The organism is Aeromonas veronii (assembly GCA_041319085.1).
Taxonomy (GTDB): domain Bacteria; phylum Pseudomonadota; class Gammaproteobacteria; order Enterobacterales; family Aeromonadaceae; genus Aeromonas; species Aeromonas veronii_F.
In genome coordinates, this window is record CP101033.1 from 3,625,742 (window position 1) to 3,645,000 (window position 19,259).

Below are 19,259 nucleotides of genomic sequence, written 5' to 3' on the forward strand. Positions count from 1 at the left end.
GGGTTTTTTTATGCCGCCGCAGGATGCACGTTACCGAACTTAGGAAGAGGGAAGTCACATGTCAGATCGGGTCATCATATTCGACACCACCTTGCGTGATGGTGAGCAGGCCCTGGCGGCCAGTTTGACAGTCAAGGAGAAGCTGCAGATCGCCCAGGCGCTGGAGCGGCTCGGTGTCGACGTCATGGAGGTGGGCTTCCCGGTCTCCTCTCCCGGCGATTTTCAATCGGTGCAGACTATCGCCCGCCACATCAAAAACAGCCGGGTCTGCGCCCTCGCCCGCGCCCTGCCAAAAGATATCGACGCCGCCGGCGAAGCCTTGCGGGTCGCCGAGGCGTTTCGCATTCACACCTTTATCTCCACCTCCTCCATCCATGTGGAGAGCAAGCTGAAAAAGAGCTTCGAGGATGTGCTGGAGATGGGGGTCGGCGCCATCAAGCACGCCCTGCGCTACACCGATGATGTGGAGTTCTCCTGCGAGGATGCGGGCCGCACGCCGATCGATAATCTCTGCCGCATGGTGGAGGCCGCCATCAAGGCTGGCGCCCGCACCATCAATATCCCCGATACCGTGGGCTATACGGTACCGACCGAGTTCTCCGGCATCATCCAGACCCTGTTCAACCGGGTACCCAACATCGACAAGGCGATCATCTCGGTCCACTGCCACGATGATCTGGGGCTCTCGGTGGCCAACTCCATCGGCGCGGTGCAGATGGGAGCCCGCCAGATCGAGTGCACCATCAACGGCATCGGTGAACGGGCGGGCAACTGCTCGCTGGAAGAGGTGGCGATGATCCTCAAAACCCGCGCCGACCTGCTCGGGGTGCAGACCAATATCCGCCACAACGAAATTCATCGCACCAGCACCCTGGTCAGCCAGCTCTGCAACATGCCAGTACAGCCGAACAAGGCAATCGTCGGGGCCAACGCCTTCTCCCACAGCTCCGGCATCCATCAGGATGGGGTGCTCAAGGCGAAAAACACCTACGAAATCATCACCCCCGAGAGCATTGGCCTGACCCAGAACAACCTCAACATGACCTCCCGCTCCGGCCGCCACGTCATCAAGCACCGGATGGAGTCCATGGGGTATGCCGAGAGCAGCTACGACCTCGACCACCTCTACGGCAAGTTCCTGACCCTGGCCGACAAGAAGGGGCAGGTGTTCGACTACGACCTCGAAGCACTGGCCTTCTTCAGCCAGATCCACGAGGAGCCGGAGCACTTCAAACTGGAGTATCTCGGGGTGCAGAGCGGCAGTTCGGTACTGGCCACCGCCTCGGTCAAATTGAAAGTGGGACAGGATCTGATCTGCGAAGCGGCTACCGGCAACGGCCCGGTGGATGCGGTCTACCAGTGCATCAACCGCATCACCGGCTATGAGATCCGCATCGACAAATATGCCCTCAAAGCTAAGGGCGAAGGGGAAGATGCCCTCGGTCAGGTCGATATCGTCGCCGAGTACAAAGGGCGCAAATTCCACGGCATGGGGCTGGCCACCGACATCATCGAATCTTCAGCCCATGCCCTGCTGCATGTGATCAACAGCATCTGGCGCGCCGATCAGGTCGCCGAACAGATGGAACGAATTAACACTATCAAGACGGAGACAGTATGAGCAGTTATCGGATCGCAGTATTGCCGGGTGACGGCATTGGCCCGGAAGTGATGGCCGAGGCCGTCAAGGTGCTGGAGAAGGTGCAGGCCAGGTTCGGCTTTGCCTTCGAGTATGATCGCCATGACGTGGGCGGTATCGCCATCGACAACCACGGCACCCCGCTGCCGCAAAGCACGATCAAAGGCTGTGAAGCAGCCGATGCTGTGCTGTTCGGCTCGGTCGGCGGCCCGAAATGGGAACATCTGCCGCCCAACGATCAGCCGGAGCGTGGAGCCTTGCTGCCCCTGCGCGCTCACTTCAAACTGTTCTGCAACCTGCGCCCGGCCCGTATCTACACCGGTCTGGAGCAGTTCTCTCCGCTGCGCGCCGACATCTCCGATCGCGGTTTTGACATCGCCTGCGTGCGCGAGCTGACCGGTGGCATCTATTTCGGCCAGCCCAAGGGGCGCGAGGGAGAAGGGGCGAACGAGAAAGCGTTCGATACCGAGGTGTACCATCGCTTCGAGATTGAGCGCATCGCCAAGATTGCCTTTGAGTCGGCTCGTGTGCGCCGTGGCAAAGTAACCTCCATCGACAAGGCCAACGTGCTCGCCTCCTCCATTCTGTGGCGCGAGGTGGTGACGCAAGTCGCCAAGGCTTATCCCGATGTCGAACTGAACCATATGTATATCGATAACGCCACCATGCAGCTCATCAAGGATCCGTCCCAGTTCGATGTGCTGCTCTGCTCCAACCTTTTCGGTGACATCCTCTCCGACGAGTGCGCCATGATCACCGGCTCCATGGGGCTGCTCCCCTCCGCCAGCCTCAACGAATCGGGGTTCGGTCTGTTCGAACCGGCCGGTGGCTCGGCCCCCGATATCGCCGGCAAAGGGATTGCCAACCCCATCGCCCAGATCCTCTCCGCCGCCCTGATGCTGCGCTACAGCTTAGGGATGGAAGCCGCCGCCCAGGCCATCGAGCAGGCCGTGGCCCAGACTCTGGCCGAAGGCTACTTCACCGCCGACCTGCATCAGGCCAGCGCCCGCCATCCGGTACAGAGCACGTCCGAGATGGGCGACCAGATCGCCGCCCGGATCTGAGCTGCATAACAGAAAACAAGGAAGAGAGAAGCAATGGCCAAGACCCTCTATCAGAAAGTATTCGACGCCCACGTGGTACGGGAAGTGGAAGGGGAAACGCCCCTCATCTACATCGACCGCCATCTGGTGCATGAAGTGACCAGCCCGCAGGCATTCGACGGCCTGCGCGCCATGAACCGCCCGCTGCGCCGCCCGGATCTGACCTGGGCCACCATGGATCACAACGTCTCCACCACCACCAAGGACATCGCCGCCTCTGGCGAGATGGCCCGCATCCAGATGGAAACGCTGGCCGACAACTGCAAAGAGTTCGGGGTTCGCCTCTACGATCTCAACCACAAATATCAGGGGATCGTCCATGTGATGGGCCCCGAGCTCGGCATTACCCTGCCCGGCACCACTATCGTCTGCGGCGACTCCCACACCGCCACCCACGGCGCCTTCGGCTCGCTGGCATTCGGCATCGGCACTTCCGAAGTGGAACATGTGATGGCGACCCAGACCCTGAAACAGGGCCGCGCCAAGACCATGCGCATTTCGGTCAACGGCAAGCTGGCCGAGGGCATTAGCGCCAAGGACGTGGTGCTGGCCATCATAGGCCGGGTCGGCCATGCCGGTGGTACCGGCTACGTAGTGGAGTTCGCAGGCGAGGCCATTGAAGGCCTCACCATGGAAGGGCGGATGACGGTGTGCAACATGGCCATCGAGCTCGGCGCCAAAGCCGGCATGATCGCCCCCGACCAGACCACCATCGACTACATTCGCGGCAAGGAGTTCGCCCCCAAGGGCGAGGTACTGGAGCAGGCCATCGCCTACTGGCAGAGCCTCAAGAGCGATGAAGGTGCCCGCTTCGATGCCGAAGTGGTGCTGGACGCCGCCGATATCGCCCCCCAGGTCACCTGGGGCACCAACCCGGGTCAGGTGATTGCCGTCAATGAGCCGATTCCGGCACCAGAATCCTTCAGCGATCTGATGGAGCAGCAGTCCGCCCGCAAGGCGCTCGCCTACATGGACTTGCAGCCGGGCCAGAAGCTCTCCGACGTTGCCATCGACAAGGTGTTTATCGGGTCGTGCACCAACAGCCGCATCGAGGATCTGCGCGCCGCTGCCGCCATCGCCCGCGGTCGCAAGGTAGCTGCCGGTGTACAGGCGCTGGTGGTGCCGGGCTCCGAGCAGGTGAAGGCGCAGGCCGAAGCCGAGGGTCTGGACAAGATCTTCATCGAAGCTGGCTTTGAGTGGCGCCTGCCCGGCTGCTCCATGTGTCTGGCGATGAACAACGATAGGCTGCAGCCGGGGGAGCGCTGCGCCTCCACCAGCAACCGCAACTTCGAAGGGCGTCAGGGCCGCGCCGGCCGCACTCATCTGGTAAGCCCGGCTATGGCCGCCGCCGCCGCCGTCACCGGCCGCTTCGCCGACATTCGTGCGCTGTAATTACGAGGAGAACAAGATGACAGGCTTCAAGCAACATAAAGGGATCGTCGTCCCCCTCGACAGCGCCAACGTCGACACCGACGCCATCATTCCCAAGCAGTTCCTGCAGAAGGTCAACCGCATCGGTTTTGGCAAGCACCTGTTCCACGACTGGCGCTTCCTGGACGATGCCGGTCAGCAGCCCAACCCCGAGTTCGTGCTCAACCAACCACAATTCGCCGGTGCCAGCATCCTGCTGGCCCGCGAGAACTTCGGCTGCGGGTCGAGTCGCGAGCACGCCCCCTGGGCGCTGGCCGACTACGGCTTCAAGACCATCATAGCCCCGAGCTTTGCCGACATCTTCTACGGCAACTCTATCAACAACGGCATGGTGCCGGTACGTCTGAAGGAAGAGGAAGTCGACGCCCTGTTCCAGCTGGTGGCCGCCCAGCCGGGCATAGAGATCGAGGTGGATCTGGAAGCAAATCAGGTGCGTGCAGGTAGCCTCAGCTTCGGTTTCGAGATCGATGAGTTCCGCCGTTACTGCCTGCTCAACGGACTGGATGCCATCGGTCTGACCCTGCAGCACGAGGCCGCCATCAGCGCCTTTGAGGCGAAGCAGCCGAGCTGGATTTAACGCGCCAGTTGCAAAAAAACGAGTAGAATCAACAGGGAGCTTCGGCTCCCTGTTTTACTGTCCGCTACGCTTCCCACTTTGGGCCACCGGAACTGGCCCGTGCCACAGGAAAGGATGATGAAGAGACCGACGGCAATCCCTCTGCTCTGTGCCCTGCTACTTGCCCTGCCTGTGGGCGCCAGTCAAACCAGCTTCAACAACAGCCTCGGCCAGATCAGCGTCGGCTGGCAGGATAGTGAAGGCAAACCCCAGCAGCTCACCTACCGGCTCGAACAGGGCAAGTTGCCGCCCCTCATCGCCTATCGCCCGGCCAGAATGCAGGAGGAGGTATTGCAGGTGTTGCTGCGGGAGGTGCGCCAGAACTACCCCGAGGTGCAGTTCACCCTCGCTCGCCCCTCGCTGGAGCTGCATCTGAAAAGCCGCAATCAGGACAAGGCGCGCGAAGCGATGGCCTTTCTGCAGTCACAACGGAGCAAAGAGGAGCAGGCGTGGCTGACCAAACACTACTTCCAGTACTTCAACACCCCCGATGGGCAGCTGGCGGTGAAGCAGGATCATGTACGCATCGCGCTGGAGAGTCGCAGCGGGCTGGCTCCGCTGGCGGATCAACTAAAACAACAGGGCAGTACCGAAACGGAAGCGCGCCAGAAAACCGTGGCTCATATGCTCACCTTTATCCAGAGCATCCCCTACCAGCAGCTCGACAGCCTGAATGGAAGGCAGGGCAAGGGATTTCTCCCGCCCCGTCAGGTGCTGGAGCAGAATCGGGGGGATTGCGACAGCAAGGTCACCCTGATGGCCGCCATGCTGGCCCAGCTCTTTCCCGAGCTCAAACAGGCCATGGTGTTCGTCCCCGGCCATGCGCTGCTGGCTGTTGACCTGCCCGCCAAGCCGGGGGATGTAACCCTCAACTGGCAGGGGCAGAACTACCTGCTGCTCGAACCCACCGGCCCCGCTACCTTGCCTGCTGGCCAAATAGCATCGACCAGCAAAACGCTGGTCGATAGCAAGCAGTTGAGTGTGCAGCCGGTTCAGGAAAAAGGGTAATCCCCTCCCTCTGCCGATAGGGAGAGAAAGGATTAACCCTGAGGCAGAAACTCTACCGCCAGCAGCAACCCGTCTTCCTCCTCCAGCACCCGGATAATGCGGGCGTGGGCTTCAAAGGGGGGCAACAGGTTGTTGTTGGTGGCAAGACTGATCCGGATGGGCTGATTGATGTCGAGCTGGTGTTCAGAGACCGCAATCCCCATGCCGTTGGCACTGAGATCCCGGCATATCCCCTCCAGCACCAGCTGCTGCTGATAGACGGTGACCGGCGCATTGATGACCATGCGCGCAAAGGCACGCCTTTCCTTGGTATTGGTAAGCACGCGAACATCCTCTGTTGGGTGGGCGTCATCTCATGGGTATTGCACAATTGTGCTGGTCTACCCAAAAGAACGTTAATACAATGCGGTTCGTTTCTCAAACGGGGTGCGGTTTACCGCTGAGATTATACCCGTGTACCTGATCCAGATAATGCTGGCGGAGGAATTTGAGGCATGGCGCTCATTTTTTGCGCCCTCACCCGCTGGCACCTCGTTATTAACAAGTAATAGGGAGTGCCACCCATGAAGACCCTGCTGCTGGTCACCACCGGCCTGCTGTCGGCCAATGTGTTCGCCGCCGATGCTCTCACCGTCTACACCTACAGCTCCTTCACTGCCGAGTGGGGTCCCGGGCCCAAAATCAAACAGGCCTTCGAGAAAGAGTGCGGCTGCACCCTCAATCTGGTTCCCCTCGAAGATGGGGTCGCCATCCTCAACAGGTTGCGGCTGGAGGGCAACCACAGCAAGGCCGATCTGGTGCTGGGACTCGACGATGCGCTCATCAGCGAAGCCAAGCAGAGCGGCCTGTTCGCCCCCCATCCCGCCAAGCTCGACGGCATCAAGGTGCCGGGTGGCTGGCAGGACGACACCTTCGTCCCCTACGACTATGGCTACTTCGCCTTTGTCTATGACAAGGAGAAGCTCAAGCAGCCGCCCAAGAGCCTGAAAGAGCTGGTGGAGCGCCCCGATCTCAAGGTGATCTATCAGGATCCCCGCACCTCCACCCCGGGGCAGGGGCTGATGCTGTGGATGAAGTCTGTCTACGGCGACAAGGCGCCTGCCGCCTGGGCCAAGCTTGCCAAAAAGACGGTCACCGTCACCAAGGGGTGGTCAGAGGCCTATGGCATGTTCCTTGATGGCGAGGCGGACATGGTGCTCTCCTACACCACCTCTCCGGCCTATCACCTGATTGCCGAGAACAAGCCCAAGTATCAGGCTGCCGCCTTCGAGGAGGGTCACTACCGTCAGGTAGAAGTGGCCGCCAAGCTGAAGAGCGCCAAACAGGGAAAGCTGGCTGACCAGTTCCTGCAATTTATGGTGAGCCCCGCCTTCCAGCGCGAGATCCCGACCGGCAACTGGATGTATCCGGTGATCGACACGCCGCTGCCCAAGGGCTTCGAGCAGATGATCACCGTAGCCAAGCCGCTCACCTTCAGCAGCGATGAGGTGGCCGCCAATCGCAAAGGGTGGATCCGCGAGTGGCTGCAAGCCGTCACCCAGTGAGCCGTTATCTGAAACTACAGGCGCGTCCCCTCTGGTGGTTGCCGGGCAGTGCTGCCACCCTGTTGATCCTGCTGTTATCCCTCGGGCCGCTGGCGGCCCTGTTGTGGCAAGCCGGTTCGCTGGCCCCCCGCACCCTGATCGCAGACCCTTATCTGCGTCACGTGCTGGGCTTCAGTCTGGGGCAGGCACTGCTCTCCACCCTACTGAGCCTGGGGCTGGCCATTCCGGTGGCCCGCGCGCTGGCACGGCGCCGTTTCATTGGCCGCACTCTGCTGATCAAGCTATTTGGTCTCTCGCTGGTACTACCGGTCATCATCGCCATCTTCGGCATCGTGGCAGTACACGGCAAACAGGGGTGGCTGCCGCAGGTGCTGCGCACCTTGGGGCTGGATCCCGGCAACTATCTCTACGGCCTGTTCGGTATCCTGCTGGCCCACGTTTTCTTCAATATGCCGCTGGCGGCACGCCTGATGTTGCAGAGCATAGAGAGCATCCCCGAATCGAGCTGGCGTCTCGCCAGTCAGCTCGGCATGCGCTCATCCCATATCTTCCGGCTGCTGGAGTGGCCGCTTATTCGCGGCATATTGCCGGGGCTTGCCAGCCTCATCTTTATGCTCTGTTTCACCAGCTTCACTACCGTGCTGGCGCTGGGGGGCGGGCCGAAATCCACCACACTGGAGGTGGCCGTCTATCAGGCGCTGCGCTTTGACTTCGATCTCGCTACCGCGGGCGGACTGGCGCTGGTGCAACTTATCCTGACCGCAGCCCTGCTCGCCCTTCAACATAAGCTGCAGAGCACCCCGGCCAGCAGGGTGCCTCCCCGTCGCCCCTGCCTGCGGCCGGACCGCCATCAGCCGGGCACGGCCGTGGTGGATCTGCTCTCGCTCGGTATCGGGCTCGCCATCTTTCTGCCGCCGCTGCTGGCCATCTTGGTGGCAGGCCTTCACCCCGGCCTGCTGATGGCACTCACTTCCAGCAAGCTGTGGCAGGCGAGCGGCCAGTCGCTGCTGATTGCGCTGGCGGCAGGCACCTTGGCGACCCTGCTCGGCAGCGGCCTGCTACTCACCAGCCGTCACCTCAAGGTGCGCACCCGCCAGCGGCGGGCGGCGGCCATATGGGAGGCCAGCGGCTCGATGATCCTGATGATCCCGGCGGTAGTGCTCTCCACCGGTCTCTTTATCCTGTTTATGCCCTTTGCCGATGTTTTTGCCCTTGGCCCCTGGCTGGTGGTACTGGTCAACGCCCTGATGGCGCTGCCCTATGTGATACGCACCCTCTCCGCCCCCATGCAGCTGGTGGTGCGCCAATATGACCGGCTGGCGGACAGTCTGGGGGTACGCGGCCTGCATCGCCTGCGACTGGTGGAGTGGCCACTGCTGCGCCGCCCGCTGGCACTGGCGATAGCATTGTCGATGATCCTCTCGCTGGGGGATCTCGGCGCCATCGCCATGTTTGGCAGTCAGGAGCTCACCACCCTGCCCTGGCTGCTCTACCAGCAGCTCGGCAGCTACCGATTGACCGAGGCAGCCGCCACCGCCCTGCTGCTGCTCACTCTCTGTTTCTCCCTGTTCTGGCTGGTGGAACGGGTGCTAGGAGGAAAACATGCTGAACATTGATACGCTGGTGACCAGCTACCCCGACTGGCGCGTCAGCTTCAGCGCGAAGCTGCCCAAGGGGGAGATCACCGCACTGATCGGCCCAAGCGGCGCGGGCAAATCGACCCTGCTCGGCATGATCGCCGGCTTCGTGCCGGTGGAATCGGGCCGCCTCAGCTTCGATGGCGAAGATCTGCTGCCGTTGGGCCCCGCCGAGCGACCAGTCACCACCCTGTTTCAGGATCACAACCTGTTCCTCCACCTGTCGGTGTTCGACAATATCGCCATCGGCCTGCACCCGGGCCTGCGCCTGAGTGCAACCCAACGGGCACAGGTAAATGAGGCGGCCGAGCGGGTTGGCCTTGGCGAGATGTTAAGCCGCCTGCCGGAGCAGCTCTCCGGCGGCCAGCAACAGCGGGTCGGGCTGGCCCGGGCGCTGGTGCGGGGCAAACCATTGTTGCTGCTGGATGAACCCTTCTCGGCACTCGATCCTGCCCTGCGTCGGGAGATGCTGGCCGAAGTCGCCCGCCTTGCTTGCGAGCAGGGCATTACCGTGCTGATGGTTTCCCACAATCCGGAAGATGCGCAGCTGATTGCCGATCAGGTGCTGTTTGTCGACGAGGGGCGGATCGCCCTGCAAGGCAAGCCCGACATCCTGCAACACAGCGATCATCCCGGGCTACTGCGCTATCTGGGTCGTACGCAGGGCTCATGACCGGCGACGGGATCAAAAAAGGGGAAGCCGCTTGGCTTCCCCTTTTTCATATGAAGATGGTCAGTTAAATCAGAGATTTTCCTCGGCGAACGAAGCCAGTCGGCTGCGCACCACACCGTTAAGGAAGATGTTGGCACTGCCGTCGAAGTCCTTGAAACGTTCGACGATGTAGGTGAGACCCGAGGTCACCGGACTCAGGTAGTTGGAGTCGATCTGTGCCAGGTTACCGGAGCAGACTATCTTGGTTCCCTCACCGCAGCGGGTGATGATGGTCTTGATCTGGGAAGCGGTCAGGTTCTGGCACTCATCCAGCAGCACGAAGGTGTTCTGGATGCTGCGCCCGCGCATGAAGTTGACCGATTTGAACTGGATGTTGGCCTTCTCCATGATGTAGCTGAGCGAGCCACTCATGTTCTCGTCCTGCTTGTGTAGCACCTCCAGAGTATCGGTTACCGCCGCCAGCCAAGGCATCATCTTCTCCTCTTCGGTGCCGGGCAGGAAGCCGATGCTTTCAGCAATTTCCGGGGTATTCCGGGTGACGATCACCTTCTCGTAAATGCCCTTCTCAATCACCAGCTCCAGCGCAGCAGCCATGGCTAGCAAGGTTTTGCCGCAACCGGCCGGGCCGGTCAGGATCACCAGATCGATGTGTGGATCGAGCAAGGCATCGAGTGCCATCCCCTGATAGACGTTCTTGGGATGAACCCCCCACGCCTTGCGGGACATCAGCCGCTCGCGGCCCAGATCCTTGATGCGGATCTTGTTGCCATCGTGGCTGAGCACCCGGGCGGCGAAGAAATTCTCTTCATCCACCAGATACTGGTTTACGTGAACGCCTTCCAACAGATTGGCATCGATCACATGGATGGTATCGCGGCCATGGGTCTCACTCTCGCACTCGCCAACCCGCTCCCAGAAGCTGCCGGGCACCACCTGAAAGCCTTTGGCCAGCAGGCGGATATCGTCGATCAGCTGGTCGCTGCGGTAGTCTTCAACGTGAGCAAGCCCGGCCCCTTTGGCCTTGAGGCGCATGTTGATGTCTTTGGTGACCAGCACCACCTGACGCTTCAACTCGTGCTTTTGCAGATAGAGGGCTGCGTTGATGATGCGGTTGTCGGCCTCCTTGTCGGTGAACACCTCGGCATCCTGCGGCAGATGGTGATCGCTGAAAATGCAGATATGGCCGCTCGCTTCGCCAGCCAGCGGAACGCCCTGGGTGATCTGATCCGGGGTTGCATCGCGGAATACATCCTCCAGCGCACGAATGGCCACCCGCGCGTCGCGGCTGACATCTTTGTGGCGATCCTTGATGTTATCGAGCTCTTCCAGCACCGTCATGGGAATGAGCACATCGTGCTCTTTGAAGGAGTAGATCGCGAGGGGTTCGTGAAGCAGAACGTTGGTATCCAGGATAAACAGCTTTCGGTCCGTATTGTCCATAAGCATCCTCCTTGGCACTGAAGGTGCCACGTGTGTGAATCTCAGATGTCATTGAAACCACACGGCCGTGACAGTTTTATTACCCCCAACGCTACGCCCGATTTTACTATCGCGCAACAAATCGCTTGCAAGGCAGGTCTCGCTCGAACATAAAAACAGCAATGAAAAGATCGGCACTCTGGCCGGTCATTTTTCACTGCTGTCTGCCCGTCCCGCCTGTCAGCCGCACTTGGAATCGCCGCAGTTGAGACAGGTCGTGCAGCCATCTTTCAGCACGATCGCCTTGGTGTGGCACTTGTAGCAGAGCGCGGCATTGGCCGGAAAACCACTGCTCGGCTGCTGAACTTCCGTGTCCTGAGCCGCCTTCAGCTCGGCCTGTTTTTCGGCCAGAAACGCCTGCTGATGCTCGTCCAGCCCGGCCACCTTGAGCATGCCTATCTCGGTGAGGTGGGTCTCGATCACGTTGCCAATCTCGGCAATGAGAGAAGGCACGTACTTGCCCTTGTTCCAGTAGCCGCCCTTGGGATCGAACACGGATCTCAGCTCCTCCACCAGGAAGGTGACATCGCCACCCTTGCGAAACACCGCCGAGATGATGCGGGTCAGCGCCACGATCCACTGGTAGTGCTCCAGGCTCTTGGAGTTGATGAAGATTTCGAACGGACGGCGGGTCTCGTGAACCGTGCCTTCGTTGAGAATGATGTCGTTGATGGTGATGAACAGCGAGTGCTCGGAGACATGCTCCGGCGTCTTCAGCTTGTAGGTAGTGCCCATCAGCCGCTCCGGACGCAGCACGGTTTCGTGCATGTGCACCACGTCATCCTGCACAGGGGGTTGCTGCGGTTCATCCCGGGTTTTCACCTGGTAGGCGACGATTTTCCTGTCGATTTTCTTGACCATGCGCTCCGTCCTCAGAATTTACCGTAATAGCCTTCTTTCAAGGCGTCGTAGAGGTTGGCGGCCGTATGCAGCTCACCATCGTATTCGATCTCTTCGTTCCCTTTCGCCGTGACGACTGATCCATCCTCCAGGGTGAACTCATACAGGGTGTTCTCCAGATCCTGCTCCTTCACCAGCACCCCCTGGAAAGCTGCAGGGTTGAAACGGAAGGTGGTGCAACCCTTGAGCCCGGAGTCCGAGGCATACATGTAGATGTCCTTGAACTGCTCAAACGGGAAGTCGGTCGGCACGTTGGCGGTCTTGGAGATGGAGGAGTCGATCCAGCGCTGGGCCGCAGCCTGAATGTCCACGTGCTGGGCCGGGCTGATGTTGTCGGCCGTGATGAAGTAGTCCGGCAGGCGGCTCGCGTCATCCTCCGAGTAAGGCATGGCGGCCGGACTCACCAGCTCGCGGTAGGCTAGCAGCTCATAGGAGTAGACGTCGACGCTCTCCTTGCTCTTCTTGCCCGGCTTGATGACGTTGCGGCTGTAGTGGTGGGCAAAGCTCGGCTCGATGCCGTTGCTGGCATTGTTGGCCAGTGACAAGGAGATGGTACCGGTCGGCGCAATACTGCTGTGGTGGGTAAAGCGGCCACCCACCTCGGCCAGCTCAGCCACCAAGGCAGGATCCACTTCGGCAACCTGCTGCATGTAACGGCTGTAGCGTGCGTGCAGCACCTTGCCCTTCACCTTGTCACCCACCTTGATGCCATCAGCCGCCATCTCGGGGCGCAGCCGCAGCATCTTGCCTGTCACCTCAAACTCCTGCTCCATAATAGGCGCCGGACCCTTCTCCTTGGCAAGACGCAGGGACTCCTGCCAGCCGGTCATCGCCAGTTCCTGGGAGACTTGCTCGGTGAAGGCGACAGAAGCGGCAGAGCCGTACTTGATCTGCAGCATGGTGAGGGTCGAACCAAGCCCGAGGAAACCCATGCCGTGACGGCGCTTGGCGGTGATCTCCTCGCGCTGCTTGGCCAACGGCAGCTGGTTGATCTCCACCACGTTGTCGAGCATGCGGGTGAAGATGGCCACTACCTTACGAAACGCCAGCCAGTCGAAGGCGGCACGATCGGTGAAAGGCTCGCGCACAAACTGGGTCAGATTGACCGAGCCCAGCAGGCAGGCGCCATAGGGGGGCAAGGGCTGCTCACCACAGGGGTTGGTGGCACGGATCTCTTCACAGAACCAGTTGTTGTTCATCTGGTTCACCTTGTCGATCAGGATGAAACCGGGCTCTGCATAGTCATAGGTGGAGGTCATGATGACATTCCACAGCTTGCGGGCTGGCAGGGTCTTGTAGACCTTGCAGGCGACCTGCCCCAGCGCGTTGATCACCACTCCCTCCTTGTTGGGCCAGTCGGCCCAGAGTACCTGTGCAGGGTCATCCAGGGCTATGCCGTCCTGCTCCACCTCCTTGGCGGTGTAGGGGAAGATCAGCGACCAGGGTGCATCCTCTTTCACCGCCTTGACGAACTCTTCGGTGATGAGCAGAGAGAGGTTGAACTGGCGCAGGCGACCATCTTCCCGCTTGGCCTGGATGAACTCGATCACATCGGGATGGCGGATATCCATGGTGCCCATCTGGGCGCCGCGACGGCCGCCCGCCGACGAGACGGTGAAACACATCTTGTCGTAGATATCCATGAAGGAGAGTGGGCCTGAGGTATAGGCTCCGGCGCCGGAGACGAAGGCACCACGCGGACGCAGGGTCGAGAAGTCATAGCCGATGCCACAGCCCGCTTTCAGGGTCAGGCCGGCCTCGTGCACCTTGCCGAGAATGTCATCCATCGAATCTTCGATGGTGCCGGAGACAGTGCAGTTGATAGTAGACGTGGCGGGCTTGTGCTCGAAGGCCCCTGCATTGGAGGTGATACGACCCGCAGGGATGGCACCATTGCGCAGGGCCCACAGGAAGGGCTCATACCAAGCATCGGGCTCGCCCTCCAGGGCTGCCAGCGCCCGGGCAACTCGCTGATAAGTCTCGTCTATGGTGCCGTCGATGGGCGCCCCATCCTTGCTCTTGAGGCGATACTTGCTGTCCCAGATCTCGAGGGAGGTTTCCTGCATGGGGATGAGGGCAGAACCGGGTCCACTCTCCAGAACAGGGTTGGATTTAGCCATTTTCAAGCCACCTTATGTGAATGCAACAACCTCATGATAGCGTTAAAAACACAACCAATAGGTTTTTATAAAAAAATAACACTATATATAGTACCTCTCTCACGGGGCGCCGATTCTATCCTAAAAAAATGCCCCGGCCAGCAGATAGGTGGGCCAGGGCATTTAACCGGTTCATTTCCCGATGAATTTAACGGGAGGAGAAATCTCAGGGCTTCTTGACGTACACGCTCGGCGTCTCACCCGCCATATTCAGATAGAACTCATAGACGCCATCGGCATCCGGCGAGAACTTCATGTCCTCATACTTGGAGCAGGGGTTGACCGGCACAGGCTCTCCGCCAAGCACAGCGACGCCGTCACTCGGGCTCTTGTAGCCAAAGTTGGTACCACAGCTCCAGCCGGAATCGGCGAACTTGAACTTGTAGGGCGCCCACTCTTTCTTGAGCGTGCCCTTGGCCATGTAGAGCTTGTCTGCCACCTTGACCACCTTGCTCTCATCGGTGGCCATCCTTTCTGATCCCCTCATTTTTTAAGACTCAAATAATTCCAAATGTGCGGGTATATAACCGGTGCTGCTTCAGGTAATAGGTGAACTTTTCCATCAGTAAGCGAGCATAGTCCTCTTTCATCTTGGGCAGTAATTGGTAATAAATGACCCCCTGCCGGAAGAACGAGTAGGTCCGCGTTTTGCTCGTATTGACCTTGATGGTCCGCTCCAGACCTGCACTGTCACCCGCCTTGCCCAGCAGGGTTAACAGCACTATCGCCAGCGCACTGAACAGAAACAGCCGGTCGCGGCGGGCCGGATTTTTGATGTGTACCTCTCCCATCCCCATGCCGAATTTGTAGTCCTTGATGTCACGAAAACTGGTCTCGATACCCCAGCGTTGGCCGTAGAGTTGCAATGCCTTGGCGGCGCTCAAATCGACCCGATTGCTGGCTAGAAACCAGGGCTCTTTCATGCCGCTCTTGTGACAGCAATAGACCCGCTCGACCCGTTGCCGCTGGCCGGTGAGCTCCACCTCTTTGAGTGTGCGAGTCCGTCCGGTTGGCGTCAGCCAGTCACTGGCTGGCACCTGTTCCATATCGGGATAGCCAACCAGAATATTTCCTTTAAAACGAATGACATACGCAAAGTCCAGCTCTTGCTCAAGGCATTCAAACAGCTCCCTATAGCCAAAGCCCCGGTCGGCGACCACGGTGACAAATACCCCTTCCGGCAAGGTCTGTTTGAGCTTGGTCAGCAGCGCTTTCTCATGGGCATTGCGCTGGCCTTTGAGCAGGGATTTCTGGTGGGTCTTCCACAAGAGCGGCGTGTTGCGGCCATGGCTGGTTTGCAGGCTGATAACCAGGGTACTGTGGTCATCCGCATCAAATTCGGTCCAGTCCATTGAAACGACGATTTCGGTGCGCTCGGCCACCACATAGGGCACCCAGTCATCAAACAGGTTCCAGACGTTGAGCTTGGTGTTGGTGAGCAGGCGGTCGACCTGTTTGACGGCATGCTTTCGCTCCAGCCCATTGGCCAGCGAGAGGCCATTGCCGATGGCATGAATGGCTAATGCTCCTGACTCGATAACGCCAAGAGTGGCATTGGCGAGCGACAAGGCACGCTTGGCATGCATGTCGTGGCCGAATATGTCATCGATGTGGTTAAGGATCATCTCGTGATTGAACATGGCGGGCTGTCGCTCGGTATTTGTCGGTCAATACCGGCGATCATACCCCGAAAACCGCGTCATGCCTCGCTCATATGAGGGGATGGCTAAGGTGGCCATCCAGTCGTTCATCTCCCCGCGCAGGTAGATGGACTTGCCACTGAAGTCGCTGTTGTCTGCCGCCTGCTCTGCACCGCCACTGGATGCGCAACCGCCTAATACCAGGGTTCCCGCCGCCAGCATCATCGTTACTGTTCTTTTGAGGCGCTGTTCCAGAGCCGTATTGGTGGCAAGCGTTATACTTATTTCAGGTTATTTGAGTAAGGAGCTTGCCATGGACAGCCAAGCGTTTTCCTCAATGCTGCGTTCTTTTGCCCAGCTCGACCCAATCCAACTAGAACGCGCCCAGGAACAACTTCGTCACCATCTGCAACGTGATCAACTCCATCAGGCATTGGCAAACCAGAGCGAGGCTGTCGCAGCATGCCCCTGTTGCAATTCCTCCCATGTCATTCATTGGGGACGTGCTCGTGGTCAGCAGCGGTTCCGTTGTAAGGCATGCGGCAAAACATTCAATCAATTGGATGGTTCTGCTTTGGCGGGGCTTCATCACAAGCACAAGTGGGCTGCCTATGCTGACTGCCTCAGTCGTGGGTTGTCGCTGCGAGCCGCTGCCAGAGAGTGCGCCATCAACCTGAAGACCGCATTTCGTTGGCGCCATCGCTTTCTGCGCTACGCACTGACCACTCGAGCCAAGCAATTGGCCGGGATCGTCGAGGCCGATGAGGTATTTGTAGCCGGATCATTTAAGGGACGACGTCATCTGGATCGTCCAGCAAGGCGCCGGGGCGCGAAGGGTAAAAAACGTGGGCATATACCCTTGGTCCCGCTCTTAATCGCGCTAGATCGATATGGTCGAGAAAGTGATGCTGTGTTGTTAGATAAAAGCTTGAGTCAAATCGAACCTTCCCTAAAACCACTCCTCACGGCGGGAACAATCCTGTGCACGGATGGCAATCTAAGTTACAGCACGATTGCACAGAACGCGCCGGGCGTGATCCATAAGCGGTTGATCGCCAGCGCTCATCATCGAGTAGAAGATGATGTTTTCCACATCCAGACCCTCAATAACTACGTGAGTCGTTGGCGGGAATGGATGGCCAAATTTCACGGAGTAGGGACAGACTACCTGGAAAACTACCTTGCTTGGTTTCGAGTGGTGAACCAGGAGCCGAATACATCCTGTTCATGGCTGCTTGGCGGAGTCACTCGGCTCACCTACACGTAAAGGGAACAGCGCCTCTTTTGAACATGTGTCCATTCCTCAGATTATTGTGATTCCTTGGCCCATCGAACGTGGGCAGACGAATTAAAGCAGAGCAGGCATCACATTCTGTGCTTTTTATATCCAGCACACCGTGTCGATGGATAAATATCGAACAGAAAAGGTTCGAAGTTTGGTGGAGGAAGGTGCTCATCGTCAAACTACAGGAGTGTTAAAGCTAAAGTATCAGTCAATGAACTGAATTTCAGCCAATAAAAAACCCCGCTCGATGAGCGGGGTTTCTTGTATTGGGTGCCTGGCAGTGTCCTACTCTCGCATGGCGAATGCCACACTACCATCGGCGCTACCGCGTTTCACTTCTGAGTTCGGCATGGGATCAGGTGGTTCCACGGCGCTATGGCCGCCAGGCAAATTACTTCAATCTGAGAAAGCTGACGTGAGTAGTGATGTTGCGCTTGGCTTGTCACTATCACTGAATTAGGTAAGTAGTTCGCTTGGTATTTGCTACAAGCCTTAGAACACTTCTTGGGTGTTGTATGGTTAAGCCTCACGGGTAATTAGTATGGGTTAGCTCAACACATCACTGCGCTTACACACCCCACCTATCAACGTTGTGGTCTCCAACGGCCCTTTAGGACCCTCAAGGGGTCAGGGATGACTCATCTCAGGGCTCGCTTCCCGCTTAGATGCTTTCAGCGGTTATCGATTCCGAACTTAGCTACCGGGCAGTGCCACTGGCGTGACAACCCGAACACCAGAGGTTCGTTCACTCCGGTCCTCTCGTACTAGGAGCAACTCCCTTCAATCATCCAACGCCCACGGCAGATAGGGACCGAACTGTCTCACGACGTTCTGAACCCAGCTCGCGTACCACTTTAAATGGCGAACAGCCATACCCTTGGGACCGACTTCAGCCCCAGGATGTGATGAGCCGACATCGAGGTGCCAAACACCGCCGTCGATATGAACTCTTGGGCGGTATCAGCCTGTTATCCCCGGAGTACCTTTTATCCGTTGAGCGATGGCCCTTCCATTCAGAACCACCGGATCACTATGACCTACTTTCGTACCTGCTCGACCTGTCCGTCTCGCAGTTAAGCTGGCTTATGCCATTGCACTAACCTCCTGATGTCCGACCAGGATTAGCCAACCTTCGTGCTCCTCCGTTACTCTTTGGGAGGAGACCGCCCCAGTCAAACTACCCACCAGGCACTGTCCGCGACCCAGATTATGGGCCTGCGTTAGAACATCAAACATACAAGGGTGGTATTTCAAGGTCGGCTCCAGCGCAACTGGCGTCACGCCTTCAAAGCCTCCCACCTATCCTACACATGTAGGTTCAATGTTCAGTGCCAAGCTGTAGTAAAGGTTCACGGGGTCTTTCCGTCTAGCCGCGGGTACACCGCATCTTCACGGCGAATTCGATTTCACTGAGTCTCGGGTGGAGACAGCATGGCCATGGTTACACCATTCGTGCAGGTCGGAACTTACCCGACAAGGAATTTCGCTACCTTAGGACCGTTATAGTTACGGCCGCCGTTTACCGGGGCTTCGATCAAGAGCTTCGCTTGCGCTAACCCCATCAATTAACCTTCCGGCACCGGGCAGGTGTCACACCCTATACGTCCACTTTCGTGTTTGCAGAGTGCTGTGTTTTTGATAAACAGTCCCAGCCATCTGGTCACTGCGACTCCCAACTGCTCCATCCGCAAGGGACTTCACTGTCAAGAGCGAACCTTCTCCCGAAGTTACGGTTCTATTTTGCCTAGTTCCTTCACCCGAGTTCTCTCAAGCGCCTTGGTATTCTCTACCCGACCACCTGTGTCGGTTTGGGGTACGATGACTTGTAATCTGAAGCTTAGAGGCTTTTCCTGGAAGCAGGGCATCAATGGCTTCCGCACCGTAGTGCGTTCGTCTCGTGTCTCAGTGTTGTGTCTCCGGATTTGCCTAGAAACACCACCTACGCACTTTCACCAGGACAACCGTCGCCTGGCCCACCTAGCCTTCTCCGTCCCCCCATCGCAATTACAAGTCGTGCAGGAATATTAACCTGCTTCCCATCGATTACGCCTTTCGGCCTCACCTTAGGGGTCGACTCACCCTGCCCCGATTAACGTTGGACAGGAACCCTTGGTCTTCCGGCGAGGAGGCTTTTCACCCCCTTTA

14 protein-coding genes, 2 rRNA genes, 2 pseudogenes and 1 riboswitch (1 of these 19 cut by a window edge) are annotated in these 19,259 nt (G+C 58.7%); of the genes and pseudogenes, 9 read left to right on the top strand and 9 right to left on the bottom strand.

What is annotated here, in order from left to right:
* Positions 1 to 58: 58 nt before the first annotated feature.
* From leuA to NMD14_17300, 5 genes are all read left to right on the top strand, one after another.
* The gene (gene leuA / locus NMD14_17280) at positions 59 to 1,621 is read left to right on the top strand and encodes a 2-isopropylmalate synthase (protein ID XEI32458.1); all 1,563 of its coding nucleotides are present in this window, start codon (positions 59 to 61) and stop codon (positions 1,619 to 1,621) included.
* Positions 1,618 to 2,703: a 3-isopropylmalate dehydrogenase gene (gene leuB, locus NMD14_17285; GenBank protein XEI32459.1), complete on the top strand. Its 1,086-nt coding sequence runs from the start codon at positions 1,618 to 1,620 to the stop codon at positions 2,701 to 2,703. Before leuA ends, leuB begins: the two co-directional genes overlap by 4 nt.
* A gap of 33 nt (positions 2,704 to 2,736) precedes the next feature.
* Positions 2,737 to 4,134, top strand: a complete 1,398-nt coding sequence (gene leuC, locus NMD14_17290; protein XEI32460.1) for a 3-isopropylmalate dehydratase large subunit — start codon at positions 2,737 to 2,739, stop codon at positions 4,132 to 4,134.
* Positions 4,135 to 4,150: 16 nt separating this feature from the next.
* A complete protein-coding gene (gene leuD / locus NMD14_17295; protein XEI32461.1) occupies positions 4,151 to 4,750 on the top strand; it encodes a 3-isopropylmalate dehydratase small subunit in 600 nt (199 codons plus the stop codon).
* 117 nt (positions 4,751 to 4,867) lie between these two features.
* On the top strand, positions 4,868 to 5,797 hold the full coding sequence (locus NMD14_17300) for a transglutaminase domain-containing protein (protein ID XEI32462.1): 930 nt from the start codon (positions 4,868 to 4,870) through the stop codon (positions 5,795 to 5,797).
* A gap of 32 nt (positions 5,798 to 5,829) precedes the next feature.
* Here the strand turns inward: NMD14_17300 and NMD14_17305 are convergent, their stop codons facing one another.
* Positions 5,830 to 6,120, bottom strand: coding sequence for a PilZ domain-containing protein (locus NMD14_17305; protein ID XEI32463.1), 291 nt, complete (start codon positions 6,118 to 6,120; stop codon positions 5,830 to 5,832).
* An 89-nt stretch (positions 6,121 to 6,209) separates the two neighbouring features.
* Positions 6,210 to 6,300, top strand: a riboswitch (TPP riboswitch).
* 60 nt (positions 6,301 to 6,360) lie between these two features.
* Here NMD14_17305 and thiB point away from each other — a divergent pair.
* Genes thiB through thiQ form a run of 3 tightly spaced genes read left to right on the top strand, consistent with a single transcriptional unit; the run spans position 6,361 to position 9,651 of the window.
* Entirely contained in the window at positions 6,361 to 7,341 is a 981-nt protein-coding gene (gene thiB / locus NMD14_17310; protein ID XEI32464.1) for a thiamine ABC transporter substrate binding subunit, read from the top strand.
* Entirely contained in the window at positions 7,338 to 8,957 is a 1,620-nt protein-coding gene (thiP, locus tag NMD14_17315) for a thiamine/thiamine pyrophosphate ABC transporter permease (GenBank protein ID XEI34790.1), read from the top strand. Before thiB ends, thiP begins: the two co-directional genes overlap by 4 nt.
* Entirely contained in the window at positions 8,944 to 9,651 is a 708-nt protein-coding gene (gene thiQ, locus NMD14_17320) for a thiamine ABC transporter ATP-binding protein (protein ID XEI32465.1), read from the top strand. The genes thiP and thiQ overlap by 14 nt, the downstream gene beginning before the upstream one ends.
* A 69-nt stretch (positions 9,652 to 9,720) precedes the next feature.
* Here the strand turns inward: thiQ and NMD14_17325 are convergent, their stop codons facing one another.
* The 6 genes and pseudogenes from NMD14_17325 to NMD14_17350 form a co-directional block, all read right to left on the bottom strand.
* Positions 9,721 to 11,091, bottom strand: coding sequence for a PhoH family protein (locus tag NMD14_17325; GenBank protein ID XEI32466.1), 1,371 nt, complete (start codon positions 11,089 to 11,091; stop codon positions 9,721 to 9,723).
* A gap of 219 nt (positions 11,092 to 11,310) precedes the next feature.
* Entirely contained in the window at positions 11,311 to 11,991 is a 681-nt protein-coding gene (locus NMD14_17330) for an NrdJb (GenBank protein ID XEI32467.1), read from the bottom strand.
* 11 nt (positions 11,992 to 12,002) lie between these two features.
* A complete protein-coding gene (locus tag NMD14_17335) occupies positions 12,003 to 14,150 on the bottom strand; it encodes an adenosylcobalamin-dependent ribonucleoside-diphosphate reductase (GenBank protein ID XEI32468.1) in 2,148 nt (715 codons plus the stop codon).
* Positions 14,151 to 14,355: 205 nt separating this feature from the next.
* Positions 14,356 to 14,667, bottom strand: a pseudogene (locus NMD14_17340) (pullulanase).
* 19 nt (positions 14,668 to 14,686) lie between these two features.
* Positions 14,687 to 15,829 carry an IS4 family transposase gene (locus NMD14_17345; GenBank protein XEI32469.1) on the bottom strand — a complete coding sequence of 381 codons (1,143 nt, stop codon included), beginning with the start codon at positions 15,827 to 15,829 and terminating at the stop codon, positions 14,687 to 14,689.
* A 90-nt stretch (positions 15,830 to 15,919) separates the two neighbouring features.
* Positions 15,920 to 16,054 (bottom strand): annotated as a pseudogene (locus NMD14_17350) (pullulanase).
* A gap of 88 nt (positions 16,055 to 16,142) precedes the next feature.
* Here NMD14_17350 and NMD14_17355 point away from each other — a divergent pair.
* Positions 16,143 to 17,096, top strand: coding sequence for an IS1595 family transposase (locus NMD14_17355; GenBank protein XEI32470.1), 954 nt, complete (start codon positions 16,143 to 16,145; stop codon positions 17,094 to 17,096).
* 290 nt (positions 17,097 to 17,386) lie between these two features.
* Here NMD14_17355 and rrf read toward each other — a convergent pair.
* Positions 17,387 to 17,501, bottom strand: a 5S ribosomal RNA gene (gene rrf / locus NMD14_17360).
* 128 nt (positions 17,502 to 17,629) lie between these two features.
* Positions 17,630 to 19,259: ribosomal RNA gene (locus NMD14_17365) — 23S ribosomal RNA — on the bottom strand; it runs 1,259 nt beyond the window's last position.

What these genes read in the sequence shown, in the direction of transcription:
- NMD14_17325 (XEI32466.1), bottom strand. Translation starts at nt 11,091, where the DNA reads ATGGACAATACGGACCGAAAGCTGTTTATCCTGGATACCAACGTTCTG.
- thiQ (XEI32465.1), top strand. Translation starts at nt 8,944, where the DNA reads ATGCTGAACATTGATACGCTGGTGACCAGCTACCCCGACTGGCGCGTC.
- thiB (XEI32464.1), top strand. Translation starts at nt 6,361, where the DNA reads ATGAAGACCCTGCTGCTGGTCACCACCGGCCTGCTGTCGGCCAATGTG.
- NMD14_17345 (XEI32469.1), bottom strand. Translation starts at nt 15,829, where the DNA reads ATGTTCAATCACGAGATGATCCTTAACCACATCGATGACATATTCGGC.
- NMD14_17330 (XEI32467.1), bottom strand. Translation starts at nt 11,991, where the DNA reads ATGGTCAAGAAAATCGACAGGAAAATCGTCGCCTACCAGGTGAAAACC.
- NMD14_17300 (XEI32462.1), top strand. Translation starts at nt 4,868, where the DNA reads ATGAAGAGACCGACGGCAATCCCTCTGCTCTGTGCCCTGCTACTTGCC.
- leuA (XEI32458.1), top strand. Translation starts at nt 59, where the DNA reads ATGTCAGATCGGGTCATCATATTCGACACCACCTTGCGTGATGGTGAG.
- leuC (XEI32460.1), top strand. Translation starts at nt 2,737, where the DNA reads ATGGCCAAGACCCTCTATCAGAAAGTATTCGACGCCCACGTGGTACGG.
- NMD14_17355 (XEI32470.1), top strand. Translation starts at nt 16,143, where the DNA reads ATGGACAGCCAAGCGTTTTCCTCAATGCTGCGTTCTTTTGCCCAGCTC.
- leuB (XEI32459.1), top strand. Translation starts at nt 1,618, where the DNA reads ATGAGCAGTTATCGGATCGCAGTATTGCCGGGTGACGGCATTGGCCCG.
- NMD14_17335 (XEI32468.1), bottom strand. Translation starts at nt 14,150, where the DNA reads ATGGCTAAATCCAACCCTGTTCTGGAGAGTGGACCCGGTTCTGCCCTC.
- leuD (XEI32461.1), top strand. Translation starts at nt 4,151, where the DNA reads ATGACAGGCTTCAAGCAACATAAAGGGATCGTCGTCCCCCTCGACAGC.